This is a genomic window from Microbacterium timonense (genome assembly GCF_900292075.1).
In the GTDB taxonomy this organism is placed as follows: domain Bacteria; phylum Actinomycetota; class Actinomycetes; order Actinomycetales; family Microbacteriaceae; genus Microbacterium; species Microbacterium timonense.
Genome location: NZ_OLMV01000006.1, coordinates 143,791 through 167,853, shown reverse-complemented (window position 1 = coordinate 167,853; position 24,063 = coordinate 143,791). Strand labels below are relative to the sequence as shown.

General features: G+C 70.1%; 28 protein-coding genes. 7 read left to right on the top strand and 21 right to left on the bottom strand.

The window, feature by feature from the left end; genetic code table 11:
* Nucleotides 1-3: 3 nt before the first annotated feature.
* A complete protein-coding gene (rpsI, locus tag C9992_RS15775; RefSeq protein ID WP_106816590.1) occupies nt 4-480 on the bottom strand; it encodes a 30S ribosomal protein S9 in 477 nt (158 codons plus the stop codon).
* A gap of 25 nt (nt 481-505) precedes the next feature.
* A complete protein-coding gene (gene rplM / locus C9992_RS15770) occupies nt 506-952 on the bottom strand; it encodes a 50S ribosomal protein L13 (RefSeq protein ID WP_106816589.1) in 447 nt (148 codons plus the stop codon).
* A 263-nt stretch (nt 953-1,215) separates the two neighbouring features.
* Between rplM and C9992_RS15765 the strand changes: the two genes are divergently transcribed.
* The gene (locus tag C9992_RS15765) at nt 1,216-2,067 is read left to right on the top strand and encodes a hypothetical protein (protein WP_106816588.1); all 852 of its coding nucleotides are present in this window, start codon (nt 1,216-1,218) and stop codon (nt 2,065-2,067) included.
* 62 nt (nt 2,068-2,129) lie between these two features.
* The gene (locus C9992_RS15760; RefSeq protein WP_106816587.1) at nt 2,130-3,461 is read left to right on the top strand and encodes a UDP-glucose dehydrogenase family protein; all 1,332 of its coding nucleotides are present in this window, start codon (nt 2,130-2,132) and stop codon (nt 3,459-3,461) included.
* A 54-nt stretch (nt 3,462-3,515) separates the two neighbouring features.
* Here the strand turns inward: C9992_RS15760 and C9992_RS15755 are convergent, their stop codons facing one another.
* Nucleotides 3,516-4,232 carry an endonuclease/exonuclease/phosphatase family protein gene (locus C9992_RS15755; RefSeq protein ID WP_106816586.1) on the bottom strand — a complete coding sequence of 239 codons (717 nt, stop codon included), beginning with the start codon at nt 4,230-4,232 and terminating at the stop codon, nt 3,516-3,518.
* Between the two features lie 181 nt (nt 4,233-4,413).
* Here C9992_RS15755 and C9992_RS15750 point away from each other — a divergent pair, with 181 nt between their 5' ends.
* Together C9992_RS15750 and C9992_RS15745 are read left to right on the top strand one after the other, a co-directional pair.
* Nucleotides 4,414-4,875 carry a hypothetical protein gene (locus C9992_RS15750; protein ID WP_106816585.1) on the top strand — a complete coding sequence of 154 codons (462 nt, stop codon included), beginning with the start codon at nt 4,414-4,416 and terminating at the stop codon, nt 4,873-4,875.
* Nucleotides 4,876-5,033: 158 nt separating this feature from the next.
* Nucleotides 5,034-5,825, top strand: coding sequence for a response regulator transcription factor (locus C9992_RS15745; protein ID WP_106816584.1), 792 nt, complete (start codon nt 5,034-5,036; stop codon nt 5,823-5,825).
* 120 nt (nt 5,826-5,945) lie between these two features.
* Here C9992_RS15745 and C9992_RS15740 read toward each other — a convergent pair whose 3' ends face one another.
* The gene (locus tag C9992_RS15740; protein ID WP_235008280.1) at nt 5,946-6,737 is read right to left on the bottom strand and encodes a glycosyltransferase; all 792 of its coding nucleotides are present in this window, start codon (nt 6,735-6,737) and stop codon (nt 5,946-5,948) included.
* A 186-nt stretch (nt 6,738-6,923) separates the two neighbouring features.
* On the opposite strand from C9992_RS15740, the gene C9992_RS15735 reads away from it, so the two are divergent.
* Both C9992_RS15735 and C9992_RS15730 read left to right on the top strand, forming a co-directional pair.
* On the top strand, nt 6,924-8,594 hold the full coding sequence (locus C9992_RS15735; RefSeq protein WP_106816582.1) for a sensor histidine kinase: 1,671 nt from the start codon (nt 6,924-6,926) through the stop codon (nt 8,592-8,594).
* Nucleotides 8,591-9,766 (top strand): nucleotidyl cyclase domain-containing protein, encoded by a 1,176-nt coding sequence (locus C9992_RS15730; protein WP_106816581.1) that lies wholly within the window; start codon nt 8,591-8,593, stop codon nt 9,764-9,766. Before C9992_RS15735 ends, C9992_RS15730 begins: the two co-directional genes overlap by 4 nt.
* A gap of 74 nt (nt 9,767-9,840) precedes the next feature.
* Here the strand turns inward: C9992_RS15730 and C9992_RS15725 are convergent, their stop codons facing one another.
* A complete protein-coding gene (locus tag C9992_RS15725; RefSeq protein ID WP_106816580.1) occupies nt 9,841-10,701 on the bottom strand; it encodes a tRNA pseudouridine synthase A in 861 nt (286 codons plus the stop codon).
* A 129-nt stretch (nt 10,702-10,830) separates the two neighbouring features.
* Here C9992_RS15725 and C9992_RS15720 point away from each other — a divergent pair, with 129 nt between their 5' ends.
* A complete protein-coding gene (locus C9992_RS15720) occupies nt 10,831-12,870 on the top strand; it encodes an acyltransferase family protein (protein WP_106816579.1) in 2,040 nt (679 codons plus the stop codon).
* A 239-nt stretch (nt 12,871-13,109) separates the two neighbouring features.
* On the opposite strand, the gene rplQ is transcribed toward C9992_RS15720, so the two are convergent.
* The 16 genes from rplQ to rplF form a co-directional block, all read right to left on the bottom strand.
* Nucleotides 13,110-13,715, bottom strand: coding sequence for a 50S ribosomal protein L17 (gene rplQ / locus C9992_RS15715; protein WP_106816578.1), 606 nt, complete (start codon nt 13,713-13,715; stop codon nt 13,110-13,112).
* A 46-nt stretch (nt 13,716-13,761) separates the two neighbouring features.
* Nucleotides 13,762-14,751 (bottom strand): DNA-directed RNA polymerase subunit alpha, encoded by a 990-nt coding sequence (locus tag C9992_RS15710; RefSeq protein ID WP_106816577.1) that lies wholly within the window; start codon nt 14,749-14,751, stop codon nt 13,762-13,764.
* Nucleotides 14,752-14,920: 169 nt separating this feature from the next.
* Entirely contained in the window at nt 14,921-15,319 is a 399-nt protein-coding gene (rpsK, locus tag C9992_RS15705) for a 30S ribosomal protein S11 (RefSeq protein WP_056117708.1), read from the bottom strand.
* A 32-nt stretch (nt 15,320-15,351) separates the two neighbouring features.
* Nucleotides 15,352-15,732: a 30S ribosomal protein S13 gene (gene rpsM / locus C9992_RS15700; protein ID WP_106816576.1), complete on the bottom strand. Its 381-nt coding sequence runs from the start codon at nt 15,730-15,732 to the stop codon at nt 15,352-15,354.
* Nucleotides 15,733-15,888: 156 nt separating this feature from the next.
* Nucleotides 15,889-16,005: a 50S ribosomal protein L36 gene (gene rpmJ / locus C9992_RS15695; protein WP_005050492.1), complete on the bottom strand. Its 117-nt coding sequence runs from the start codon at nt 16,003-16,005 to the stop codon at nt 15,889-15,891.
* A gap of 65 nt (nt 16,006-16,070) precedes the next feature.
* A complete protein-coding gene (gene infA / locus C9992_RS15690) occupies nt 16,071-16,292 on the bottom strand; it encodes a translation initiation factor IF-1 (protein WP_018171468.1) in 222 nt (73 codons plus the stop codon).
* Nucleotides 16,293-16,572: 280 nt separating this feature from the next.
* Entirely contained in the window at nt 16,573-17,496 is a 924-nt protein-coding gene (locus tag C9992_RS15685) for a hypothetical protein (RefSeq protein WP_146145343.1), read from the bottom strand.
* 597 nt (nt 17,497-18,093) lie between these two features.
* Nucleotides 18,094-18,792 (bottom strand): DsbA family protein, encoded by a 699-nt coding sequence (locus tag C9992_RS15680; RefSeq protein WP_106816574.1) that lies wholly within the window; start codon nt 18,790-18,792, stop codon nt 18,094-18,096.
* Between the two features lie 11 nt (nt 18,793-18,803).
* The gene (map, locus tag C9992_RS15675) at nt 18,804-19,646 is read right to left on the bottom strand and encodes a type I methionyl aminopeptidase (RefSeq protein WP_106816573.1); all 843 of its coding nucleotides are present in this window, start codon (nt 19,644-19,646) and stop codon (nt 18,804-18,806) included.
* Nucleotides 19,647-19,650: 4 nt separating this feature from the next.
* Nucleotides 19,651-20,244: an adenylate kinase gene (locus tag C9992_RS15670; RefSeq protein ID WP_106816572.1), complete on the bottom strand. Its 594-nt coding sequence runs from the start codon at nt 20,242-20,244 to the stop codon at nt 19,651-19,653.
* Nucleotides 20,241-21,563, bottom strand: coding sequence for a preprotein translocase subunit SecY (gene secY / locus C9992_RS15665; RefSeq protein ID WP_106816571.1), 1,323 nt, complete (start codon nt 21,561-21,563; stop codon nt 20,241-20,243). Before secY ends, C9992_RS15670 begins: the two co-directional genes overlap by 4 nt.
* 99 nt (nt 21,564-21,662) lie before the next feature.
* Entirely contained in the window at nt 21,663-22,292 is a 630-nt protein-coding gene (gene rplO, locus C9992_RS15660) for a 50S ribosomal protein L15 (RefSeq protein WP_106816570.1), read from the bottom strand.
* Nucleotides 22,292-22,477: a 50S ribosomal protein L30 gene (gene rpmD, locus C9992_RS15655; protein WP_106816569.1), complete on the bottom strand. Its 186-nt coding sequence runs from the start codon at nt 22,475-22,477 to the stop codon at nt 22,292-22,294. The genes rplO and rpmD overlap by 1 nt, the downstream gene beginning before the upstream one ends.
* A complete protein-coding gene (rpsE, locus tag C9992_RS15650) occupies nt 22,477-23,163 on the bottom strand; it encodes a 30S ribosomal protein S5 (protein WP_106816568.1) in 687 nt (228 codons plus the stop codon). The genes rpmD and rpsE overlap by 1 nt, the downstream gene beginning before the upstream one ends.
* Nucleotides 23,160-23,519: a 50S ribosomal protein L18 gene (rplR, locus tag C9992_RS15645; protein ID WP_106816567.1), complete on the bottom strand. Its 360-nt coding sequence runs from the start codon at nt 23,517-23,519 to the stop codon at nt 23,160-23,162. Before rplR ends, rpsE begins: the two co-directional genes overlap by 4 nt.
* 2 nt (nt 23,520-23,521) lie before the next feature.
* Nucleotides 23,522-24,058 carry a 50S ribosomal protein L6 gene (gene rplF / locus C9992_RS15640; protein ID WP_106816566.1) on the bottom strand — a complete coding sequence of 179 codons (537 nt, stop codon included), beginning with the start codon at nt 24,056-24,058 and terminating at the stop codon, nt 23,522-23,524.
* Nucleotides 24,059-24,063: the final 5 nt, after the last annotated feature.

Here is a 24,063-nt window from a genome sequence, read left to right as displayed (position 1 = left end):
CGATCAGCGCTTCGAGTACTGCGGCGCCTTGCGGGCCTTCTTGAGACCGGCCTTCTTGCGCTCGATGACGCGGGCGTCGCGCGAGAGGAAGCCGGCCTTCTTGAGGGTCGGGCGGTTGTTCTCGACGTCGATCTCGTTCAGCGCGCGAGCGATGCCCAGGCGCAGCGCACCGGCCTGGCCGGAGTCGCCGCCGCCCGAGATGCGGGCGATGACGTCGTACGCGCCGGTGAGGTTGAGCACCGTGAACGGGTCGGTGATGAGCTGCTGGTGCAGCTTGTTCGGGAAGTAGTCCTCGAGGGTACGGCCGTTGACCGTGATGGTGCCCGAACCGGGGACGACCCGCACGCGGGCGATCGCCTGCTTGCGGCGACCGACGGCCGCGCCCGAGACCGAGAGCACGGGGCGCTCGGCGGCGACGACGGTCTCGTCGACCTGGGTCTCGGTCGAGTAGCTGGTGGGGGTTTCTTCGATGTTCGCCATCAGTGTGTCCTGTTCTGTCCGGCGCTTACTGGGCGACCTGGTCGAAAACGTAAGCGGTGGGCTTCTGGGCGGCGTGCGGGTGCTCGCCACCGGCGTACACCTTCAGCTTCGAGAGCTGCTCACGGCCCAGGGTGTTCTTGGGGAGCATGCCGCGGACGGCCTTCTCCACGGCGCGCACCGGGTTCTTCTCGAGGAGCTCCGAGTAGGTGACGGCCTTGAGGCCGCCCGGGTAGCCCGAGTGGCGGTAGGCCTTCTTCTGCTCGAGCTTCTGACCGGTGAGGGCCACCTTGTCGGCGTTGATGATGATGACGAAGTCGCCCTGGTCGACGTGGGGCGCGAAGGTGGGCTTGTGCTTGCCACGCAGGAGCGCGGCAGCGTGCGAGGCGAGGCGGCCGAGGACGACGTCAGTCGCGTCGATGACCAGCCACTCGCGCTGGGCTTCGCCAGCCTTGGGGGTGTAGGTGCGCGTCACAGTAGTGCTGCTTTCTTGATCGAACGGAGAGGTTCGTGAATCCCACTCCGGGGTGGTTCCTGCCTCGCTCGTTGAGCGAGCGAAGCGAGACGAAACGCCAGGAACACGCCAGTGGAGGGCTCACGTTCGTGGTGCCGGGTCAGCTGAGCCGCACACCAAACGTTGAGTCTACCAGACGCGCGCCGCCTCGCCCTCCGCCGCGGATCTGCGCTGATCTGGTGGCGAGGCATCCCGTCCGCACCGTCGCGGATATCGTGTGCACCATGTCTTCCCCTGCCCCGTCGACCTCGCTGGAGCGCACCTACCGCTACCTGCGGATCGGAGTCGCCGGAACGGTCGTCGCCATCTTCGTGGCGGTGGCCACGGCCGCGGCATCCGTCGGCTGGCTCCCGTCGGTCAGCGACTATTTCTACACGCCCGCCAGGAACGTCCTGGTCGGCTCCCTCATCGCGGCCACGCTCGCGCTGGTCGCACTGTCGGGGCGCGGGGTGCAGCGCTGGCTGCTCGACGCCGCCGCGCTGTTCGCCCCGCTGATCGCCCTCGTGCCCACCACCGTGGTCCCCGGATCCGTACCGGGCGTCGGTGAGACCTGCGAGGCCACCTGCTTCCCGCCCGTGGCGGAACCGGATGCCGAGAACGGCGTGGTCACGTACCTCGTCGTGGGCGGAGTCGTGGTGGTCGTCGCGCTGCTGCTGGTGGCGCTGCGCCAGGTCGCCTTCCGCGCGGTCGGCGCATCGCTGGCGATCACCGTGTCGGTGCTCGTCGCGGTCGGTGCGACCTGGACGCTCGCCCGCGAGGCCTTCCTGCAGCACGCGCACTTCGCCGCGACGATCGCCTTCTTCGCCCTGTTCGCCGCCGTCGCGATGCTGAGCGCCTTTCCGCGCCGGGGCGCTCCTCCCGCGCCGGTGTTCCGCGCGCTGTACACGGCGATCGCCGTCGGACTCGTGGTCGTCCTGGTGGCGTATGTCGTCGCGTTGCCGCAGGCGGCGGAGTCGGGCGTCCCGATCGTGCTGGTCACCGAGGCTGCGGCACTGACCCTGTTCCTGATGTTCTGGGTGGTCCAGGGCATCGAGAACTGGCGCGATCCGGACCCCTCGCTCCTGCCGCTTAGGTGACGTACCCCGACTCTGATAGGAAGGATGCCGCGACGCACATCGTCGCGGATCTTGGGGGAAGCATGCGCCTCACTGTCATCGGCTGCGGGTATCTGGGGGCGGTCCACGCGGCCGCGATGGCTTCGATCGGCCACGAGGTCGTGGGCATCGACGTCGATCCCCGTAAGATCGACGCGCTCTCGCGCGGCGAGGCGCCCTTCTTCGAGCCGGACCTCGAGGACCTGCTCGCCGGCGGGGTCGCTTCGGGTCGCCTGAGTTTCACCACCGACATGTCACAGGCCGCGGGCTCGCGCGTGCACTTCATCGCGGTGGGGACGCCGCAGCAGCAGGGTGGATACGCTGCGGACCTCACCTATGTGAACGGAGCCGTCGACGCGCTGCTGCCCTACCTCCGCCCCGGCGACGTCGTCGCCGGAAAATCCACGGTGCCCGTGGGCACCGCCGCCGAGCTCGCGCCCCGCATCGAGGCGACCGGCGCCGCACTGGTGTGGAACCCGGAGTTCCTGCGCGAGGGGTGGGCCGTCAAAGACACCGTCGAGCCCGACCGGCTCGTCGTGGGGTTGGGGCACTCCAGCGGAGCCGACCCGGCAGCGGTCACCGGGACGGACGCCGCGGCGCTGCTGCGCGAGGTGTACCACCCTGCCGTCGCCGCGGGCACCCCGTTCATCGTGACGGACTGGTCGACGGCCGAGCTGGTCAAGGTGGCCGCCAACGCGTTCCTCGCGACGAAGATCTCGTTCATCAACGCGATGGCCGAGATCGCCGAGGTGACGGGCGCGGACGTCACCCAGCTGGCCGACGCCATCGGGCACGATGTGCGCATCGGCCGGCGCTTCCTCGGCGCCGGCATCGGATTCGGGGGCGGCTGCCTGCCGAAGGACATCCGCGCGTTCTCCGCGCGGGCCGAGGAGCTCGGCCGCGGAGAATCGGTCGCGTTCCTGCGCGAGGTCGATGCCATCAACCTCCGCCGCCGCGATCGCGCGGTCGAACTGGTCGTGCAGGCGTTCGGCGGTTCGGTGTTCGAGAAGCGGGTCGCGGTGCTCGGCGCGGCGTTCAAGCCGTTCAGCGACGACATCCGCGATTCGCCCGCGCTCGACGTCGCGGTCCGCCTGCGGGGACTCGGCGCCGACGTGGTCGTCACCGACCCCGCCGCGATCGACAACGCCCGCCGGGTGCACCCGCAGCTGACGTACATCACCGACCGCGATGAGGCGATCCGCGATGCCGACGCGGTCGTGCTGGTCACGGAATGGGACGAGTACCGGCGGCAGCTGTCCCCCGAGCATGCGTCGTCCCTCACGGCCGGCCGCATCATCGTCGACGGCCGCAACGGGCTGGATGCCGCCGCATGGCGCGCGGCGGGGTGGACCTACTTCGGCATGGGCCGTCCCTGACGCCACGGGCGCGACATCCCCGAGGGCACAGTCGCGGCCCGGCGCGGGGAGAGGTCAGGCGGCGCCGGTCTGCGGTTCGTCGACGTCGACCGATCGCGCCCCGGACGCCGGGTGCGCGGTGACCAGGATCGGCAGGTGGTCGCTGAGGCCCTGCGGAAGCGTGCGGACCCGGTCGATCTCGAACCCCACCGAGGTCGCGAAGTCATAGTGGCCCCGGAAGAAGCGGTACCGCGTGTAGGTGCGTGAGTCGCTGAGGTTGAGCTCGTACCCCTGCTCACGAACATGCTGTCCGAGGTGCTCCTTGAACATCGGATAGTTGTAGTCGCCGACCATCAGGGCCGGCAGTCCGTCACCCAGCTGCTGCAGCTCGGCGAGCGCGGTGCGGATCTGGTGGCGCCGCAGCGAGTTCAGGGCGGTCAGGGGCGCGGCGTGGAACGAGGCGACGATGACGTCGGTGTTCTCGTCGATATCGTGCAGCCGCACCCCCAGGAGGCGCTCCTCGGCAGGCTTCAGGACGCGATCGTGGAGTGACTTCTTCAGGGCGAGGGCACGCACGCCCACCGCGCGGAAGGTGTTCTCGCGGTAGTACACGGCCAGCCCCAGCCGGTTGCGTTGCGTGGCATCGGCCAGCCGGAGCCCCGAGATCTCATCGGGCAGGTCGGTGGTGTCCGCCTCCTGCAGACACAGCACATCGGCGCCGTACCGCTCCACCAGCTGGACGAGCTCCCCCGCCGCGCGATGCTTGCGCAGGTTGTACGAGATCACCTTCATGTCGGGGCCAGCCTATGTCGTGAACCTTTCTTCCGGGTGGCCGTTGCGGATCCGCATCGCGACCTCTCAGGAACGGAACGCGGGCGAACACGCCGACCGATGTACCAAGCGGCGACGTCGGTGCTCTCAGTTACCGGACGGCGGATCGCCGGCGTCCGCACCACGAACCCCAGGAGGAGCCATGACCGCTTCCGCATCCACCGCAACCGTGGGCGAGCAGCTCGCCGACGCCCTCGCCACGTGCCGCGCCGACCGTGAGTCGGCCGAGCGAGCACTGCGGGTCAGCATCGCGAAGCGCTCGCGCGCCGGTGTCGAGCTCGAGCGCACGGCCGGGCGACGCGACCTCAGCGAGGATGACCGCGCCCGTCTGCGTGCCGCCCATGCCGAGGCCGACCGTGCCGTCGCCCGATGCCGCGACGGCCTGGAGCGGACGCGGGAGCTGGAGCGCGCCGCGCGGATCGTCGCCGCGGCGTTCGAGGCTCAGCTCGCTGCGGATCCGCTCGCGGCTGCTCTCGCGCAGCTGTCCGGGCAGCTGTCCGGGCAGCCGGCGGGCGCACGCGCAGCAGGTCACCGGACACGGACAGTGCCGCGGCCGGCCGCTCCCCTGGTGCGTCTTCGCAGCGCCCGTCGACGCACCGCGTGAACCGTCGCCCGGCAGATCGGCGCGGTGTCGTGGAAGCACAGGCCGCCGCCGGGCCGGTTGTGTAGCATCATCGGTAACCTGCGTATGCGTCGGGGGCCGCAGCTGGGGTCGGTGCTCGGCGAACGTCCATCCTCCGTTCGAGAGAAGGCCTTCGTCGAATGAGCACCCCCGCCGATGACCTGAAGACGGCCGTCATCATCGAGGACGACCCGGAGATCCGGCATGTGCTGGCCGAGGTCCTCGAGTCGTCGGGCTTCTCGACCGTGTCCGTCGGCAACGGCATCGACGGCGTGCGGGCCGTCCTCACCCACCGGCCGCTGTTGACGACGATCGACGTCAACATGCCCGGCATCGACGGCATCGAGGCGGCGAGGCGCATCCGCGCCCAGTCCGACACGTTCATCATCATGCTCACCGGCGCCGGTGACGAGGCGGACGTCATCGCCGGCCTGGGCGCCGGTGCGGACGACTACCTCTTCAAGCCCTTCCGCCCGCGCGAGCTGCGCGCCCGGCTGGAGGCGATCCTTCGCCGGGCGCGCAGCGGCCCCGAGGCGCGGCCGCCCGCCTCGCCGGCGCCCGTCCAGCCGGCGACCGCCGGCATGCCTCCCGTCTCCGACGGCGAATGGCTCGCGCATCGGGACCTGAGACTGAACCCCGACACGCGCATCGCCCGCATCGGGGAGGCGGAGCTCGACCTCACCCGCACGGAGTTCGATCTGCTCGCGACACTGCTGGAGTCCAAGCGGCGCGTGCGCAGCAAAGCCGACCTGACGCTCGTGCTGCGCGGCGAGTCGTACGTGACCAGCTACTACGTCGAGGACGCCGACAAGCGCGCGGTCGAGGCCCACATGACCAACCTGCGTCGCAAGCTCGGGGAGAGCGCGGCCAACCCGCGCTACATCGAGACGGTGCGCGGCGTCGGCTATCGGCTGACCTCCGACGCGGTCTGAGCCGGCCGCCGTACGAAGAGGAGAGGATGCCCCGCTCCCCCTGCGAGGCACCCCCTCCTTCCCCTCCCCTTGCCGCGCTCCCCAGCCGCGGCTTCTCCCCTGACGCGTTTCGGGTCCGCGTCAGACCTCGTATCCGTGCCGGCGACGGATGAGCGCGATGACGGCCGCCAGCGACAGCGAGCCGGCCACCAGCCCGACGAACGCGACGCGAACGAACCGGTTCCTGACCGTTCCGAGGTTCTGGAGCCCGCGCACCCGCACATCGGTGCGGACGCAGGGGCGGGTCTTCGTGAGGTATCCGGCGCGCAGCATCTGCAGCAACAGCAGCGAGTCCCCCACCCGGTCGTCCTGTGTCCACGGCATCGACTGGTGATTCTCCGTCATCACTTCACGCAGGGCCTGCACCGAGAAGAGGGAGACCTCGCCGGCGGGCACCGCCGGGTTGCGGCTCCGAGGCGCGACCGCGGAGGTCAGCGAGATGCTGCCGATACTGCTGTCGGAGACCGCCTCCGCCTCCAGGTACTCGACAGCCCGGGCGTCGACGACGGTGCCGGCGTCGACGCCGAGCAGGTAGTCGTATCCCTCGACGAGGGTGAACCCGTAATTGAGGGCGCCGATCTTCGTGTGGGGATTCGCGCCGATGTCGTGGACGAAGACCTCGGTGAACTGCTCGCCGAGGTCGGTGACAACCTCGTGCGGGCCGGCGAACTGCGACGCACGCCGGACCGTCGCATCCGAGGTGTTGTTGACGACGACGTGGATGATGTCGGGAAGACGTGTCTGGCCGAGCAGCGACTGGATCACCTGGGTGATCGACTCCTCCTCGTTGTCGGCAGGGATGACGCAGCCGATCGTCGAACGGTGCGCCGAGATGTCCTCGAGCACCGCCTCGAGCGGGACCAGATCCGTCACGTTCTCCCCTTCGGTCCGTGGGCCGGGATCGCCGGCACGCCTACAGCCTCGCGCGCCGACCGCAACGGTCTTCGGAGCGGTGCGAAAGAGGAGCGCAATGTTGGCGCAAGACATCCGCAAGGAGAGGTTGGCCGGTCGCCGGGGCGGCAGCCACGCGACCCGCGTGCCGATCCGTAGGATCGCCGTATGGTCACGGGGGCGGTTCGGACGGGGTTCGTCGTCGGTTCGCCGGACGGCCGCACCCGCTCGATCTGGCTCACCCAGCTCGTCCTGGCCGCCAGCGTGCTCATCACCGCTCTTCTGGTGATGGTGCTGCAGCCGTCGCTGTTCGGGCGAGCCGGCTTCCTGGTGGGCACGGTCCTGGTCGTCCTCTTCACCCTGGCGACGATCAGCCTTCCGTGGTCGCGCCTTCCGGCGGCCGCCGTTCTGGCGATCCCCTTCGCGGACGCCGTCGCGATCGGTCTTCTCTCCAGCGGCACGGAGCTTCGCCTGGGCTACCTCTGGGGCTTCCCCGTGATGTGGGTCGCGATGCACTTCGGTGCCCGCGCCCTCGCGGCGATGCTGGCGATGATCGGGCTCATCCTCCTCGTCGACACGGCGCTCACGTCCACGTCCAGCCTCGGCCCGCTGCGCGTGTTCATCGTGCTGCTCTCGCTCACCTTCATCGGCATCACCGCCCATCTCGCGCTGCGGCGCACGCGCTCGCTCCGGCGACTGCTGCGCCGCCAGGCGGGTCGCCTCACCGCGACGTTCACCCGGCGCGCCCACCAGGAGCGCCGGACGCTGGAGATCCTCAACGGCCTCGACACGGCCATCGCGCGCATCTCCACCGAGGGCGAAGTGCTCGCGGTCAACGACGCGTACTCGCGTCTGTACGGACTCGACGCGATGGATCCCACGCTTCCCGCCCGCTCGGTGGAGTACACCGGCCTACGCGGCATGCCGATCCCTTCCGGCGAGCGGCCGTTCGCGCGGGCGTCGCGCGGCGAGACGTTCACCGACGCCTCCGTGTGGCTGTTCACCGCGGAAGGCGAGTGGCGGGCGCTCTCGGTGTCGGCCAAGAGACTCCAGGCACGAGGCGACGAGGGCTCCAGCATCCTGCTTGTGGTCCACGACGTCACCGCGCTGACCTACGCCCAGCGCGAGCGCGAACGGTTCACCGCGATGGCCTCGCACGAGCTCAAGCATCCGCTCACCGTGATGATCGGGAACGCCGAGCTCGCCCTCGAGCTCGACGAGCTCACGCCGCGCACGCGTGAGCGGTTCGAGGCCATCATCCGCGCGAGCGAGCGGATGCTCACGATGACCGAGAGCCTCGCGTCAACGACCCGCCGCGGGTTCTCCGGCCGCGACGAGGTCGACGACATCGACCTGCGTCAGATCCTGTACGAGTCGGTCGCATCCTTCCGCCCCACCGCCACCGCGGGCGGCGTCCAGATCGAGGTCCTCGCCGACGAGCCGCTGCTGATCACGGCGGACGGCTTCCGGCTGCGGCAGGTGGTCGACAACATCGTCAGCAACGCGATCAAGTACACGCCGCGCGACGGCCGCGTGCGGATCGCGGGCGTCGTCGATCGGGATGCCGTCACCCTGACCGTCACCGACACCGGCATAGGGATCGCCGCCGACGACCTGCCACGCATCCTCACACCGTACTTCCGTACGGCCGAGGCCCAGCAGACCAGCGGCGGCACCGGCCTCGGCCTCGGGATCAGCAACGACATCGTCCGCGCACACGGCGGAACGCTGTCGGTCGAAAGCCAGGCTGGAGAGGGCACGACGGTGAGCGTGCGCCTCCCCCGCGCGACCGACCACGACACCGGCGCTACCGGGCGCGACGACGGAGGACCCGCATGACAGACCTCATGGCGGCATCAGCCGTGGATCTCGGCGTCGCGCAGGCCGTGATGACGACCCTGGCGACGGCGCTGACGATCGGGATCGCTTTCCTCGTCAAGCCCGGCCCACCCACCCTGTACTGGAGCTTCGCCTTCACCCTCGCGATGCTCGCGACGTACGGTGTGGTCGCCGCGCAGATCAACGACATGGAGACGCTCCGCCGCGTGTCGCTGGGTGCGCTGATGGGAGCTCCGGCGTTGCTGTGGTCGGGGTTCCGTGCCGGATGGGGGCTGCGTCCGCACGCCTGGGCAGGTGGGGTGGTCGCCGCCGCGTCGGCGGCCGTGCTGGGAAGCGTCGACGACATCAGGTGGTTCACCGTGACCTACCGCATCGTCTTCTTCGCGGCATCCGTCTTCGCTGCTCTGTTCGTGCTCGACTGGTCACGCGTCGCCGCCCGGCGGACCGACCGTCTCGTGCTTCCCCTGGCGATCGTGTCGATCGCGTTCTTCCTCACCGGGACCGCGACGCTCCTGGCGGGTCTGCTGTTCCCGCCGTCGGGGAGCGATGACTTCGGCCTCGTGCGGCTCATCTCGTCGGCGGGCATGCTGGTGTACGTCGGCTGCGCTCTGCTGGCCGTCGTCGGCACGTCTGCGCGCGACAGCGGACTGGGCCGCGCCGCGACCCTGTCGACCGGGTGGCAGCACTTCGAGAAGATCGCGGGCGATCGGCTGCTGCGCGCCGCACGCGGCTCTGACCCGTGGTCGATCGTCTACCTCCAGCTCGATGACGCGCTCGACATCCGCCGCAGTGCCGGCGCGGCGGCGTTCGCGAACCTCTCGGAGCGGCTGGAGCAGGAGGCGCGGGCCGTGTTCCCGGCCGAGTCCGACGTCGGGTCGCCCTCGGCGGGCTCGGTCGTGGTGCTGGTGCCTCGTCAGGATGCCGCGGTCCGCGAGCTGCTGCGCACGATACTGGAGAGGGTGACGCTGCTGGATGTGCACGGCGCACTCCCGATCCGCCCCACCGCGAGCGCCGGATGGGCACCGGCGTCCGTCCTCGGCTACGACCTCGACGCGCTGGTCTACACCGGACGCGAGGCGGCGCGCCTGGCCAGCGAGAAGGGCGGCGACCGCTGGGAACGAGTCGGCGCGACGGTCGTCGAACGACTGATCAGCCAGTCGGAGCGACCGTGATCGTGCCACCCATGTCCTCGTGGCGCCCTCGGCCGTCGTGAGCGGGACGCGCCCGGCGCCCCGTCGCGGGCCTGTCAGCCGAGGTCGCGCCGCGCCCGCGTCTGCTCGGCGCGCTGGGCCAGCAGGTCATCGGCGGGATACCCCACCCCGGTCAGCGTGAGGCCTCTCGCGGCCAGCACCTTCACCTCGGGCACGCGCTCCCGGCCGTCACGGATCTCGAGGACGTCCGCGGCGTCCAGGCGGCCCTCCCCCACGGCGACGCAGGCGCCGACGAGGGCGCGCACCATGCTGTGACAGAACGCGTCGGCCTTCACGTTGGCGGTGAGCACTCCGGCGGCATCGCGGTGCCAGTCGAACTCGAGCAGCGTGCGGATCGTCGTCGCCTCCTCCCGCGGCTTGCAGTACGCGGCGAAGTCGTGCAGTCCGGTGAGCGCCCGAGCCGCGGCATCCATCGCGTCGACGTCCAACGCCGCGCGCACCGTGGTGGTGCGGTGACGCTCGAGCGGGTCGTAGCCGGTGACGGCGTCGGCGATCCGGTACTCATACCGACGCCACACCGCTGAGAACCTCGCATCGAACCCCGCGGGCGCGATGCCGGAGCGGCGCACCGCGACATCCGCGTACGCGCCGACCACTCCCGTCATGCGGGCGGCGAGGGCAGCGGCGCGCTCCTGCGGTGTCTGCGCCTGCGCCGTGGGACGCGCGTGCCGGGCGAGCATCCGCTCGCGTTGCGCGTCATCGAGGTCCACGTGGGCGACTTGACCGGTCGCGTGGACTCCGGCATCCGTCCGGCCGGCGACGACGAGCCGCGGATCGCCGCCGACGACGCGGGCCAGGGATGCCTCGAGCGTCTCCTGCACCGTGCGCAGCCCGGGCTGGCGGGCCCAGCCGCGGAAGTGCGTGCCGTCGTAGGCGATGTCGAGCCGGATCCGCACGGCCCCAGCCCATCCGCGGCCGCCGCCACCGCCCGACGGCACCGAGCTGCAAGCCGCGCCGGAACGATCCCGGGCCCTCTCAGACGGGCGACGTAGACTTGCCGCTTCCCAGTGCCTACATCGAAAGCCATGACGTCGACCGCGCCCGCTCCTCGCCCCGCCGCCCGCTTCGCCGGACTCGACGGCATGCGCGCGATCGCGGTGCTCCTCGTGGTGGTCTACCACCTCTTCCCGCCCGCGCTGCTGCCGGGCGGATTCCTCGGCGTCGACGTCTTCTTCGTGATCAGCGGGTTCCTCATCACGAGCCTGCTGCTGCGCGAGCATGCCGCCACCGGCCGGGTGGCTCTGGGCAGATTCTGGCAGCGACGCGCGCGGCGACTGCTGCCGGCGCTCGCGCTGGTCGTGGTGGTGTGCTCCGCTCTCGCGTGGCTCGTCGGCGGTGACGTGCTCGTGCACCTGGACGAGCAGGTGCTCGGCGCGGCGACCTTCAGCTACAACTGGTTCTCGATCGCGGCGGGCGGTGGTTACTTCTCGGCCGCGACACCCGAGCTGTTCCGCAACTTCTGGTCGCTGGCCGTGGAGGAGCAGTTCTACCTGGTGTGGCCGCTGCTGTTCCTGCTCTTCCTGCTGATCCGCCGTTCCTGGGCGCGCACGGCGATCGCGTTCGTGCTCGCGGCGACGTCGGCGCTGTGGATGGCGGCGCTCGTCTCGGGTGGCGGAGACCTGACGCGCGCGTATTTCGGCACCGACACCCACGCGTTCGGACTGCTCCTGGGTGTGGGGCTGGCCTTCCTGCTGGCGCCGCTCGGCCGTCCGGCGGCGGCATCGGTCCCGGCGCTGGAGGGGATCCTCGCGGCCCCGAACGGCGGCCGCGGACCGCAGTGGCGGATCGTGCTGCCGCCGTCGGCGCCCAAGCCGACGGCGACGCGGCCGCGATGGGTCGATTCGCCGCCCGCTCGCCACGTGACCAGCGCGCTGGGGGTGCTGGCCGTGGTGTGGCTCGTGGCACTGGCGACGTTGCACCCGGCCGACTCCGCCGCGACGTTCCCCGGGACGCTTCTGACGGCGAGCGTTCTCAGCGCCGTCGCGATCACCGCAGGGGTGTGGCCGGGGTCGTGGTTCGGTCCAGCGCTGGACGTGCAGCCGTTGCGCTGGATCGGTGACCGCTCGTACGGCATCTACCTCTGGCACTGGCCGCTGCTGGTCCTCGCGGTCGCGGCGCTCGCTCCCGGCACGACGGTCGCCACCGCACCGGTCTGGATCGGCGCGCTGGTCGTGGTTGCGACCGCGGGAGTCGCCGCACTCTCCTACCGCTACCTCGAGACGCCCGTCCGGCGCCGCGGCTTCCGTGCGTCGGCGCGATCGGTGCTCGAGCGACTGCGCTCGGGGCCACGCTCCCGTCTGCGCGTGCTCGGCGCCGCCCTGGCGGGCGCACTCATGCTCGCCGGAACCGGCGCGGCGCTGGCGGCGGCGCCCGACGAGTCCAGCGCCGAGGCCGCGGTCGCCGCGGGCAGAGAAGCGCTCGCGCAGGCGATCAAGCACCGCCCTCCGGCACCGATCGCCCCCAGTCCGGCACCGGGTCAGCCCACGGATGCCGCGCCCGCTCCGGCGCCGGTCACCGGCGACCAGATCACCGCCGTCGGCGACTCCGTCATGCTCGCGTCGGCGGGTGGGCTGATGGAGAGGCTGCCGGGCATCGAGATCGACGCCGAGGTGTCGCGGTCGATGTGGGCGGGGCCCGGCATTGTCGACTCGCTCGCGGCAGCCGGTCGCCTGCGTCCGTATGTCGTCGTCGCGCTGGGTACGAACGGACCGATCGACCGCGACTCCCTGGAGCGCATCGCCGCTGCCGTCGGGCCCAAGGGCAACCTCGTCCTCGTGAACGCCTACGCGCCCCGGGACTGGATCCCCGGTGTCAACGCCGACCTCGCCGCCTTTGCCGACGCCCATCGCAACGTCGTCGTCGCCGACTGGGCCGGCGCCATCGCCCCTCACGAGGACCTCCTCGCCGGCGACCACATCCATCCGGGCGCCGCCGGCGGGCGCATCTTCGCCGACACCGTCGCCGCCGCCGTCGAGCAGCTGGCTCAGGAGCGGCGGACGTTCGCCGCCGACCGCGCGGGCCGGCTCGCGGCGATCTTCAGCGCCGACCTGCTGCATCAGGGGTGAACAGACCTCCGGCGTCCGCCGGACGGACCCGCGGGATCGCTCTGGGCGGGCGTGCGGCATCCCGCTGACCAGACCTCCGGCGTCGCGCTGCGCAGACCTGCGGCGTCCCGCTGGCCGGGCGTGCGGCATCCCGCTGCGCAGACGCAGCGAGACCCGCCACCTGACGGTGGCGGGTCTCGCGGTGCAAGGGTGGCCGGGCGGTGCCGCGGCCGGCCGGGCAGCGTGGCCCGGCTGCCCGATTACTCGGACTTCTCGTCGGCGGGAGCCTCGACGGCGTCCTCGGCGGCAGCCTCAGCGGCGGCGCCCTCCTCCTGCGACTCAGCACCGGAGGCGGTCGCCGACTCCTCGGGAGTGGTGTCTTCGACGGGCTCGTTGCTCACGTTCGACTCCTCGGCAGTGCTCTCATCGGCGTCGGTCGACGCGGCGGCAGCGGGAGCGGCATCCGCCTTCGCCGCGGCGGCCTTCTTCGCAGAGGGCTTCTTCGTGACCGGCTCGAGGACGAGCTCGATGACGGCCATGGGCGCGTTGTCGCCCTTGCGGTTGCCGACCTTGGTGATGCGAGTGTAACCGCCGTCGCGGTCCGCGACCAGCGGGGCGATCTCGGTGAACAGGACGTGCACGACTTCCTTGTCACCGATGACCGACAGCACCCGGCGACGGGCGTGCAGATCGCCGCGCTTGGCGAAGGTGATCAGGCGCTCGGCGAGCGGACGAAGACGCTTGGCCTTGGTCTCGGTCGTCTTGATCGACTTGTGCGTGAACAGCGCGGCGGCCAGGTTCGCAAGCAGCAGACGCTCGTGGGCGGGGCCGCCTCCGAGGCGGGGACCCTTCGTGGGCTTGGGCATTCTCAGTTACTCCAGTGGAAGGAAAGTCGGTCGGGTACCGGCGGGCTCAGACGGTCTCGTCGTCGTAGCCGCCGTAGAAGTGCGCACCGTCGAACCCGGGGACCGAGTCCTTCAGCGACAGGCCGAGCGAGACGAGCTTGTCGCGCACCTCGTCGACCGACTTCTGGCCGAAGTTGCGGATGTTCATGAGCTGCGTCTCCGACAGGGCGACGAGCTCCGACACGGTGTTGATGCCCTCGCGCTTGAGGCAGTTGTACGAGCGGACCGACAGGTCGAGGTCCTCGATCGGCATCGACAGCTCGTTGGAGAGGACCGTCTCGACCGGCGCCGGGCCGATCTCGATGCCCTCGGCCTCCACGTTGAGCTCACGGGCCAGGCCGAACAGCTCGGTCAGCGTGCGACCGGCCGACGCGACCGCGTCACGCGGGGCGATCGAGGGCTTGGTCTCGACATCCAGCACGAGCTTGTCGAAGTCGGTGCGCTCGCCCGCACGCGTCGCGTCGACGCGGTACGAGACCTTGAGCACCGGCGAGTAGATCGAGTCGACCGGGATCTGACCGGCTTCGGCGTACTCGTTGCGGTTCTGCGTCGCCGACACGTAGCCGCGGCCTCGCTCAATGGTGAGCTCGAGCTCGAACTTGGCGGTGTCGTTGAGGGTCGCGATGACCAGCTCGGGGTTGTGCACCTCGACGCCGGCGGGGGCGGAGATGTCCGCCGCGGTGACCTCACCGGCGCCCGTCTTACGCAGGTACGCCGTGATGGGCTCGTCGCGCTCGCTGGAGACCACCAGCTGCTTGATGTTGAGGATGATCTCGGTGACATCCTCCTTCACACCCGGAATGGTGCTGAACTCGTGGAGGACGCCGTCGATGCGGATCGACGTCACGGCCGCGCCGGGGATCGACGACAGGAGGCTGCGGCGCAGCGCGTTGCCGATCGTGTAGCCGAAGCCGGGCTCCAGCGGCTCGATGACGAAGCGGCTGCGGAACTCCCCGATCTTCTCCTCGGTCAGAGTGGGACGCTGTGCGATGAGCACTATGTGTTCCTTTCGATCACGTGCCCGCTATATGACACGTGCGGTGGGTGAGGTGTTGAGTTTTGCTCGTGTCCCGGCACGGCGCGTCGCGCCTGTTCGACGACCGGGGGGTCATCGGGACCGGGACGGTCGAAAGGAGCGGGATGCCACGGCATCCCGCTCCCGGAAATCAGACGCGGCGGCGCTTGGGGGGACGGCAGCCGTTGTGAGCCTGCGGCGTGACGTCCTGGATCGAGCCGACCTCGAGGCCGGCGGCCTGCAGCGAGCGGATCGCGGTCTCGCGGCCCGAGCCCGGACCCTTGACGAAGACGTCGACCTTCTTGACGCCGTGCTCCTGCGCCTGGCGGGCAGCGGACTCCGCGGCCATGCCGGCGGCGTACGGCGTCGACTTGCGCGAGCCCTTGAAGCCCACGCCGCCCGAGGACGCCCAGCTGATGACGGCGCCCGACGGGTCGGTGATCGAGACGATCGTGTTGTTGAACGTCGACTTGATGTGGGCCTGGCCCAGCGCGATGTTCTTCTTCTCCTTGCGGCGCGGCTTGCGCGCGGCGGTCTTGGCCTGTGCCATGTGTGTGCTCTCCTAAACCTTCGGGCCCGCGATTACTTGCGGCCGGCCTTCTTCTTGCCGGCGACGGTGCGCTTCGGGCCCTTGCGGGTACGAGCGTTCGTCTTGGTGCGCTGACCGCGCACGGGAAGGCCGCGGCGGTGGCGCAGACCCTCGTAGGAGCCGATCTCGACCTTGCGGCGGATGTCGGCGGCCACCTCACGGCGGAGGTCACCCTCGACCTTGTAGTTGGCCTCGATGTAGTCGCGGAGCGCGACGAGCTGGTCGTCGGTGAGGTCCTTGACGCGGATGTTCTCGTCGATCTCCGTCGCCTTGAGGATCTCGTTCGAGCGGGTACGGCCGACGCCGTAGATGTAGGTGAGGGCGATCACCACGCGCTTGTCGCGCGGGATGTCAACGCCGGCAAGACGTGCCATGCGGTTCTCCTGGGAGTAGGTGGAGGTGTGGAGCAGTGTCGGTGCCCGGGCCTCCGACCCGAGGTGTCCCCTCCGAAGAGGATCTGACGCTGCCTGTCGTGATGTTCAGTTGTGGACGCGGATGCCGCTGCTCGCGGCATCCGCGTAGACCGTGGGTCAGCCTTGGCGCTGCTTGTGGCGCGGGTTGGACTTGCAGATGACCATCACGCGGCCGTGGCGGCGGATGACCTTGCAGTGGTCGCAGATGGGCTTGACGGAGGGGTTGACCTTCATGATGTTTCCTGTTCGCTGTCTTCGCCGGGCACGCCTGAGCGTGGGGCGTTACTTCTCGACCGGTCTCAGCGGTAGCGGTAGACGATGCGGCCGCGCGTGAGGTCGTAGGGCGACAGCTCCACGACGACGCGGTCCTCGGGGATGATGCGGATGTAGTTCTGCCGCATCTTGCCCGAGATCGTGGCGAGCACCTTGTGGCCGTTGCTCAGCTCAACGCGGAACATCGCGTTGGGGAGTGCCTCGGACACGACGCCCTCGATCTCGATGACACCGTCTTTCTTCGCCATACGCTCGCTTACAGTTGTGCAGACCGGTCGGTCTGCGGTGGATGGGGTTCGGTGCTGCGACACGCCAATGGAGGCGCAACGCACCAAAGATCAAGCATACGTGATATTGGATGCCTCGGCAACTCGCCGCCGGCGCCCCGGCGCGGCTCGCGCCCCGCCTCCTCGCCGCCGTTCCCGCGGCCTCCCTTCGCGAGTCGTGGTGTTCCGAACCAGTCGACGCATTGCGCGCGGACAGAACGTGTCGAGTGGTGCGCAACGTGTCGATCGACGCAGGATGCCGCTAGCGCGGGTGGACGTGGAAGCTCGCCAGACGCGCACCGAGGGTCTGCACGGATGCGATGTGACGGCTCCCCCATCGCGGGTACCGCCGGTGCGTGGTGCCGCGGATCCAATCCTCTCGCTGCTTCTCGGCGAGAAGGACCTCCTCCGCGTCCAGACCGCCGCGCAGCTCCGGCACGACGTACTTCGCCTCGCCGTCGAACTCGCCCCACGCGTCGACGTCGTCCAGGCCGAAGTCGACGTAGTACCAGCCGCCGTCGGGGGCGGGTACCGGCACCTGCAGGCACGGACGCGCGAACCCGAGCTTGAGGAGGTACAGGCGGCTGACGCTCTCTCCCGGCAGCTGTGCCCGCCCGTCGGCGAGGCTCAGGATGTGCCGCCCACGGCGCACGCCGCGACCACGTCCCGCGTCCGCGAGCCGACTCCCGACGTCCGCGAGGAACGCCTCGGCGACCTCCTGCCGGTACACCCGCGCGCGGTCGTCCCACGCGACGCGGCGCAGGGCCGCGTCGGCGACGGCGATGCCGGCTTCCTCCGACGCGAGTCTGATGAAGTCGGAGACCGTCCGCGCCAAGTTGGTGCACGGGATGCCGTCGATGACGTCGCGGTCGTTGTCCGAAACGTCCACCCGGTGCCGCGCAACCCGGGGGTCGCCCGTCCGGACGTGTCCGTCAGCGCGCGCGCCGTACAGATGCACCCACCGAGGCTCGAGCCGGAACAGCGGCAGGCCGTGGAGCGAGACCGCGGACGCCAGCGCGAACACGGCATCGCCGCCGCGTCGGCGGTCGTGGGCGGCGACGACCCTCAGCAGGTGCCGATCCTCGGCGTACAGGTCTCGCCACAGCAGGGCGTCGACGTAGGCGCCGCGGTGGATGTGACACAGCCTCCCCTCCGACACGGCCGCGGCGATCTGCCGGCTGGACATGCCGCGCGCCTCGAGCTCTGTCCGGGTCTGCACCATGCCTCGAGCGCTGACGACATCCACTCCCCCACAGTGACCCGCGCACCGCGGCATCCGTCCCCCGGGCGGTGATGATGTGCAGAAGCCGCGCCCGACGTCGCCTGTGGAGGAATCCTCGTGCTCCGCGGTTCGGCATGTCTCGGGCGAATCGACGCGTTCCGCCCGCGCGGAACACCCCGACTCGGCCGAAACACATCGACTCGCGGGCAGGGGCCGGCGCGACGGCGGCCGGGCGCGGGCAGGGCCGAGCGCGCGGGCGGCGGGCTCCGGGATGGGCGGGATGCCTCGGGCCGGGCATGCCTGGTGCAGCCGGATGCCGCGAGTCGACACGTAGCGGGCGAATCGACGTGTTCCGCCCGCGCGAAACACCCCGACCCGGCAGAAACACATCGACTCGCGGGTAAGGGGCCGGCGCGACGCCGGCGCGACTCGCGGGCAGGGCCGGCGCGGCGGGCGCGGCCGGGCGCGCGGGCAGGGCGGGGGGCGGCGGCGGCGCGACGAGCGCGCGGCGGGCGGGCGCGCACCCGGGATGCCGCGGGGCGCGGCATCCCGAGGCTCAGGTCACTGGAACAGCGACGCGAGCTGGCCGGCGGGCGGCAGCGACGAGTTGGCGATGACCTCGCCGTTCACCGCGACCGTCGGTGTGCCGATGCCCTGCGAGCCGGGCTGGATCGGCGTCTCCGCTGTCATGGCGGTGACGAAGCCGGCGTAGGTGCCGTCGTTGACGCACGTGTCGATCCCGGTCACGCCGACACCGGCGGCGATGTCGAGGATCTCGCTGTTGGTGAGGCCCTTCGAGCCCTCGGCGGGCTGGTTCTCGAACATCGCCTGAAGGAACGGCAGCGCCGCATCCGGGTCGGCGGCGGCGACGCAGTAGGCGGCGTTGGCCGACCGGGTCGAGAACTGGGTGCCGCTGGACTGCCCGTCGAGGATCGAGATCGGGTGGATGCCGAGGGTGATGCTGCCGTCGTCGACCATGCCCTCGATCTCGGCGCCGTACGTCTGCTCGAACTGGTTGCAGATCGGGCACATGAAGTCGACGTAGGTGTCGAGCCGGTTCTCGCCGTCGCCGACGAGGATCGCACCGGTCTCGGCATCGATGTTCGAGGCGGACGGCGTGTTGACGTCGGTCGGCAGCGGCTTGGGCGTCGCGGCGTTGTTGAGCGTGATCACGAGCACCGTGACGAGCACGAGCGCCACCACGACGCCCGCGGTCACCCAGATCGCGAACCAGTTCGTCTTGCGTGCTGCCTGTGCCATCTCCAGCCTTCCTACGCGATCTCGCGCGGTGTGACGCCGAAGGCCTTCAGGCCCGCGGCACCGCCATCGGGTGCGGTGAGCACCCAGATTCCGTCATCGTGCACGGCGACGCTGTGCTCCCAATGAGAGCCCACCGTGCCGTCGATCGTGGAGACGGTCCAGTCGTCGTCCTCCACGAAGGTGGCCTGATCCCCGATCACGACCATCGGCTCGATCGCGAGGACCAGCCCCGGACGGACCTCGGGCCCCGGGTCGGGCACACGGTAGTTGAACACGGACGGCGACTCGTGCATCTTGCGGCCGATGCCGTGCCCGACGTATTCGCGGAGGATGCCGTAAGTACCCGACTCCGGTGAGTTGGCCTCGATGTACTCCTGGATGGCGGCGCCGACCTCGCCGATGTGCTTCGCCGACGCCAGCGCGGCGATGCCGGCCCACAGCGACCCCTCGGTCACGTCCGAGAGCCGCTGCCGTTCGGCGACGACGTCGGGCCGCTCCGGGTCGGGCAGCACGACGGTGAAGGCGGAGTCGCCGTTCCAGCCCTTGTACTCGGCGCCCGCGTCGATCGAGACGATGTCGCCGGCGGCCAGGACCCGGTCGCCGGGGATGCCGTGGACCACTTCCTGGTTGACCGAGGCGCAGATGGTGTGCCGGTACCCGCGCACCATCTGGAAGTTCGACTTCGCACCTCGGGAGGTGATGAGGGCGGATGCCGCGGCATCCAGCTCCGCGGTCGTCACACCGGGCGCGATGAGGCCGCGAGCCGCCTCGAGGGCTGCAGCGGTGATCAGCCCGGGCTCGACCATCGCCCGCAGCTGGGCGGGAGACTTGTAGAGGGAGCGGCGCAGCGACACGGGATCAGGCGGCCGCCGGCCGCACCAGGCCGCGCGCCTCGAGCGCCGAGATGATGCGCTCGGTGATCTCGTCGAGCGTGCCCACGCCGTCGATGCGGTCGACGATGCCGCGCGTGCGGTAGATGTCGAGGATCGGTGCGGTCTCGCGCTCGTAGATGGCCAGACGGTTGGCGATGACCTCTTCGGTGTCGTCGCTGCGGCCCTGCTCGGCCGCGCGCAGCGACAGCCGCGCGATGCTCTCGTCGCGGGGGACGTCCAGCTCGATGACGGCATCCAGCTGCTCGTCGCGACCCTCGAGGAACTCCTCGAGGTGCATGACCTGGACGACGTTGCGCGGATAACCGTCGAGGAGGAATCCGTGTTCGGCGTCGGGCTGTGCGAGGCGGTCGCGCACGACGGCGCTCGTCAGCTCGTCGGAGACGAGGTTGCCCGCCTCGATGATCGCCTGCACCTGCTGTCCGAGCTCGGTGCCGGCTGCGACCGCGCCGCGGAACACATCGCCGGTGGAGATGGCGGGGATGCCGAACGCCTGAGCGATGCGGACGCCCTGGGTGCCCTTGCCGGAGCCCTGCGGTCCGACGATGAGAAGACGGCTCATCGGAGAAGCCCTTCGTAGTGCCGCTGCTGCAGCTGGGCGTCGATCTGCTTCACCGTCTCGAGACCGACGCCGACGATGATGAGGATCGACGCACCGCCGAACGGGAAGTTCTGGTTCGCACCCACCGTCGCCAGCGCGATCAGCGGCAGCAGGGCGATCAGGCCCAGGTAGATGGAGCCCGGCAGCGTGATGCGCGTGAGCACGTAGTCCAGGTACTCCGCCGTGGGACGACCGGCGCGGATGCCGGGGATGAAGCCGCCGTACTTCTTCATGTTGTCGGCGACCTCGACCGGGTTGAACGTGATGGCCACGTAGAAGTACGTGAAGCCCACGATCAGCAGGAAGTACAGGAACATGTACAGCGGGTGGTCGCCGCGCACGAGGTACAGCTGGATCCATGCGACCCAGCCCGGCACGTCCTGGCCGGCCTGCGGCTGGTTGAACTGGGCGATGAGTGCCGGGATGTACAGCAGCGACGATGCGAAGATCACGGGCACGACACCGGCCATGTTGACCTTGATCGGGATGTACGTGTTGGTGCCGCCGTAGGTGCGCCGGCCCACCATGCGCTTGGCGTACTGCACCGGGATGCGCCGCTGCGATTGCTCGACGAACACCACGAGCGCGACGACGACGATGCCGACAGCGAGCACGAGCAGGAACACCTCGAAGCCGCGCGACTGCCAGATCGCCCACATGGAGGCGGGGAACGCGGCGGCGATGGAGGTGAAGATGAGCAGCGACATGCCGTTGCCGATGCCGCGCTCGGTGACCAGCTCGGCGAACCACATGATGAGGCCCGTGCCGGCGGTCATGGTGATGATCATGAGCAGCTGCGCCCACCACACGTCGTTGGTGAGCAGCTGCTCGCACTCGGGGACGTTGGTGGTGCCGAACAGCTGGCCGCTGCGGGCCACCGTCACCAGGGTCGTGGACTGGAGGAGCGCCAGCGCGATCGTGAGGTACCGCGTGTACTGCGTCAGCTTGGCCTGGCCCGCCTGGCCCTCCTTGTAGAGGGTCTCGAAGTGCGGGATGACCACGCGCAGCAGCTGCACGATGATCGTCGCGGTGATGTACGGCATGACGCCGAGCGCGAAGATCGACAGCTGGAGCAGCGCCCCGCCCGAGAACAGGTTGACCAGCGAGAGCAGGCCCTCAGTGCCCGCCGACTGCTGCAGACAGGACTGCACGTTGGGGAAGTCGACGAACGGCGCCGGGATGTGCGCGCCGAAGCGGTACAGGGCGATGATCGCAAGGGTGAAGGCGATCTTCCGCCGCAGATCGGGAGTGCGGAAGATCCGCGCGATGGCGCTGAACAAGAGGATTCCTCCAGAAGGGGGTGTCGGCACGCAGACGTGCCGACGTCCAGGGTAACCCAGTGGGGGCCGGAGCAAGCTCCGACCCCCACTGTGCGCGTACTACTTAGCGGTGCTGTCCGCTGCGACGGCCGCCGCCGTCACGCTGCCGCCCGCCGCGACGATCTTCTGCTCGGCGGAACCCGAGACCTTGTCGACCGACACGTTGAGCTTCACCGAGATGTCGCCGGTGCCGAGCACCTTGACCTTCTCGTTCTTGCGCACCGCACCCTTGGCGACCAGGTCGCTCACGGTGACGTCGCCACCGGCCGGGTACAGCTCGGCGAGCTTGTCCAGGTTCACGACCTGGTACTCGACGCGGAACGGGTTCTTGAACCCGCGCAGCTTGGGGGTGCGCATGTGCAGCGGCATCTGCCCACCCTCGAAGCCGACCTTGACCTGGTAGCGGGCCTTGGTTCCCTTGGTGCCACGACCGGCGGTCTTGCCCTTCGAGCCCTCACCGCGACCCACGCGGGTCTTGGGGGTGTTCGCGCCGGGGACCGGACGGAGGTGGTGCACCTTGAGCACGCCCGGGCGCGAAGCCGGGGCATCCTTCTTCGGCGCAGCCTTCTTCGGAGCGGCCTTCTCAGCCTTCGCGGGCGCCTTGTCGGCGGCGGCCTTCCTGGGGGCCGTGGCCTTCTTGGGAGCCTTCTCCGCCTCGACGGCGTCGTTCTTCTCGGCCTTGTCAGCCATCAGTCGATCTCCTCAACCTTGACGAGGTGCGCGACGGTCCGGACGTACCCGCGCGTCTGCGCGTCGTCGGGGCGGACGACCGAGTCGCCGATCCGCTTCAGACCGAGCGAGCGCAGCGTGTCACGCTGGTTCTGCTTCTCGCTCACCTTGGACTTGATCTGCGTGACCTTCAGACGCGCAGCCATCAGACACCTGCCTTCGCAGCGGCCGCGGCCTCAGCCTCGGCACGGACGAGACGGGCGGGGGCGACCTGGTCGAAGTCGAGGCCGCGACGCGCGGCGACCGCACGGGGCTCCTCGAGCTGCTTCAGGGCCTCCACCGTCGCGTGGACGATGTTGATCGTGTTGGACGAGCCGAGCGACTTCGACAGCACGTCGTGGATGCCGGCGCACTCGAGCACCGCACGCACCGGGCCACCGGCGATGACACCGGTACCAGCGGCGGCGGGGCGCAGGAGCACCACACCGGCAGCGGCCTCACCCTGCACGGGGTGCGGGATGGTCGAGGCGACGCGCGGCACGCGGAAGAAGTTGCGCTTGGCCTCCTCGACGCCCTTCGAGATCGCCAGCGGCACCTCACGGGCCTTGCCGTAGCCGACGCCGACCACACCGTTGCCGTCGCCGACGACGACGAGCGCGGTGAAGCTGAAGCGGCGACCGCCCTTGACGACCTTCGACACGCGGTTGATGGTCACGACGCGCTCGAGGAACTGGCTCTCGTTGCGGTCGCGGCCACCGCGGTCGCGGTTGGGGTTGCGCTCGCGACCACCGCGGCGCGGCTCGCGCTCCCGCTCGGCGGGCGCGGTGGCGGCCTCGGCCGGAGCCTCGGTCGCTGCCTGCTCGGTCACGATGTTCTCCTTGTTGTCACTCACAGGTTCAGACCTCCCTCGCGGGCGCCGTCGGCGATCGCCGCGACACGGCCCGCGTAGCGGTTGCCGCCACGGTCGAACACGACGTCCGAGACGCCGGCAGCCTTGGCGCGCTCGGCGAGGAGCTCGCCGACCTTGCGGGCCTTGGCGGTCTTGTCAGCGTCGGACGCGCGCAGGTCGTTCTCGAGCGTCGACGCCGAGGCCAGCGTGTGGCCCTTGCTGTCGTCGACGATCTGCACGAATACGTGGCGCGACGAGCGCGTGACGACCAGGCGGGGACGCTCGGGGGTGCCGACGACCTTCTTGCGAAGGCGGGCGTGACGACGCGCGCGCGCGTCGGACTTCGACTTCACGGCCATGGTTACTTACCAGCCTTTCCGGCCTTGCGCCGAACGACTTCGCCGGCGTAGCGCACACCCTTGCCCTTGTACGGCTCGGGCTTGCGGATCTTGCGGATGTTGGCCGCGGCCTCGCCGACAGCCTGCTTGTCGATGCCCGAGACCGTGAGCTTGTTGTTGCCCTCGACGGTCAGCGTGATGCCGGCCGGCGCCTCGACGAGAACGGGGTGCGAGAAGCCGAGAGCGAACTCGACCGCCGTGCCCTTCTGCGCGACGCGGTAACCCGTGCCGACCACCTCGAGGCCCTTGGAGTAGCCCTGGGTGACACCGATGATGTTGTTGTTGATGAGCGTGCGGGTCAGGCCGTGCAGCGAGCGCGACGAGCGCTCGTCGTCGGGGCGGGTCACGATGACCTGGCCCTCTTCGACCTTGACTTCGATGGGACGGGCCACGGTGAGCGCGAGCTCGCCCTTGGGGCCCTTGACCGCGACATCCTGCCCGTCGACCGTGACGGTCACACCGGCGGGGATGTCGATCGGGAGACGACCGATACGCGACATGTCAG

Coding starts and splice junctions, on each gene's coding strand:
- C9992_RS15685 (WP_146145343.1), bottom strand. CDS start 17,496: ATGTCCAGCCGGCAGATCGCCGCGGCCGTGTCGGAGGGGAGGCTGTGT.
- C9992_RS15750 (WP_106816585.1), top strand. CDS start 4,414: ATGACCGCTTCCGCATCCACCGCAACCGTGGGCGAGCAGCTCGCCGAC.
- C9992_RS15730 (WP_106816581.1), top strand. CDS start 8,591: ATGACAGACCTCATGGCGGCATCAGCCGTGGATCTCGGCGTCGCGCAG.
- rplO (WP_106816570.1), bottom strand. CDS start 22,292: ATGGCTGACAAGGCCGAGAAGAACGACGCCGTCGAGGCGGAGAAGGCT.
- infA (WP_018171468.1), bottom strand. CDS start 16,292: ATGGCGAAGAAAGACGGTGTCATCGAGATCGAGGGCGTCGTGTCCGAG.
- C9992_RS15680 (WP_106816574.1), bottom strand. CDS start 18,792: ATGGCACAGGCAGCACGCAAGACGAACTGGTTCGCGATCTGGGTGACC.
- C9992_RS15720 (WP_106816579.1), top strand. CDS start 10,831: ATGACGTCGACCGCGCCCGCTCCTCGCCCCGCCGCCCGCTTCGCCGGA.
- C9992_RS15670 (WP_106816572.1), bottom strand. CDS start 20,244: ATGAGCCGTCTTCTCATCGTCGGACCGCAGGGCTCCGGCAAGGGCACC.
- rplR (WP_106816567.1), bottom strand. CDS start 23,519: ATGGCCGTGAAGTCGAAGTCCGACGCGCGCGCGCGTCGTCACGCCCGC.
- rpsK (WP_056117708.1), bottom strand. CDS start 15,319: ATGGCACAGGCCAAGACCGCCGCGCGCAAGCCGCGCCGCAAGGAGAAG.
- C9992_RS15760 (WP_106816587.1), top strand. CDS start 2,130: ATGCGCCTCACTGTCATCGGCTGCGGGTATCTGGGGGCGGTCCACGCG.
- rplF (WP_106816566.1), bottom strand. CDS start 24,058: ATGTCGCGTATCGGTCGTCTCCCGATCGACATCCCCGCCGGTGTGACC.
- rpmJ (WP_005050492.1), bottom strand. CDS start 16,005: ATGAAGGTCAACCCCTCCGTCAAGCCCATCTGCGACCACTGCAAGGTC.
- C9992_RS15745 (WP_106816584.1), top strand. CDS start 5,034: ATGAGCACCCCCGCCGATGACCTGAAGACGGCCGTCATCATCGAGGAC.
- C9992_RS15765 (WP_106816588.1), top strand. CDS start 1,216: ATGTCTTCCCCTGCCCCGTCGACCTCGCTGGAGCGCACCTACCGCTAC.
- C9992_RS15755 (WP_106816586.1), bottom strand. CDS start 4,232: ATGAAGGTGATCTCGTACAACCTGCGCAAGCATCGCGCGGCGGGGGAG.
- rplQ (WP_106816578.1), bottom strand. CDS start 13,715: ATGCCCAAGCCCACGAAGGGTCCCCGCCTCGGAGGCGGCCCCGCCCAC.
- rpsI (WP_106816590.1), bottom strand. CDS start 480: ATGGCGAACATCGAAGAAACCCCCACCAGCTACTCGACCGAGACCCAG.
- rpmD (WP_106816569.1), bottom strand. CDS start 22,477: ATGGCTGCGCGTCTGAAGGTCACGCAGATCAAGTCCAAGGTGAGCGAG.
- C9992_RS15735 (WP_106816582.1), top strand. CDS start 6,924: ATGGTCACGGGGGCGGTTCGGACGGGGTTCGTCGTCGGTTCGCCGGAC.
- rpsM (WP_106816576.1), bottom strand. CDS start 15,732: ATGGCACGTCTTGCCGGCGTTGACATCCCGCGCGACAAGCGCGTGGTG.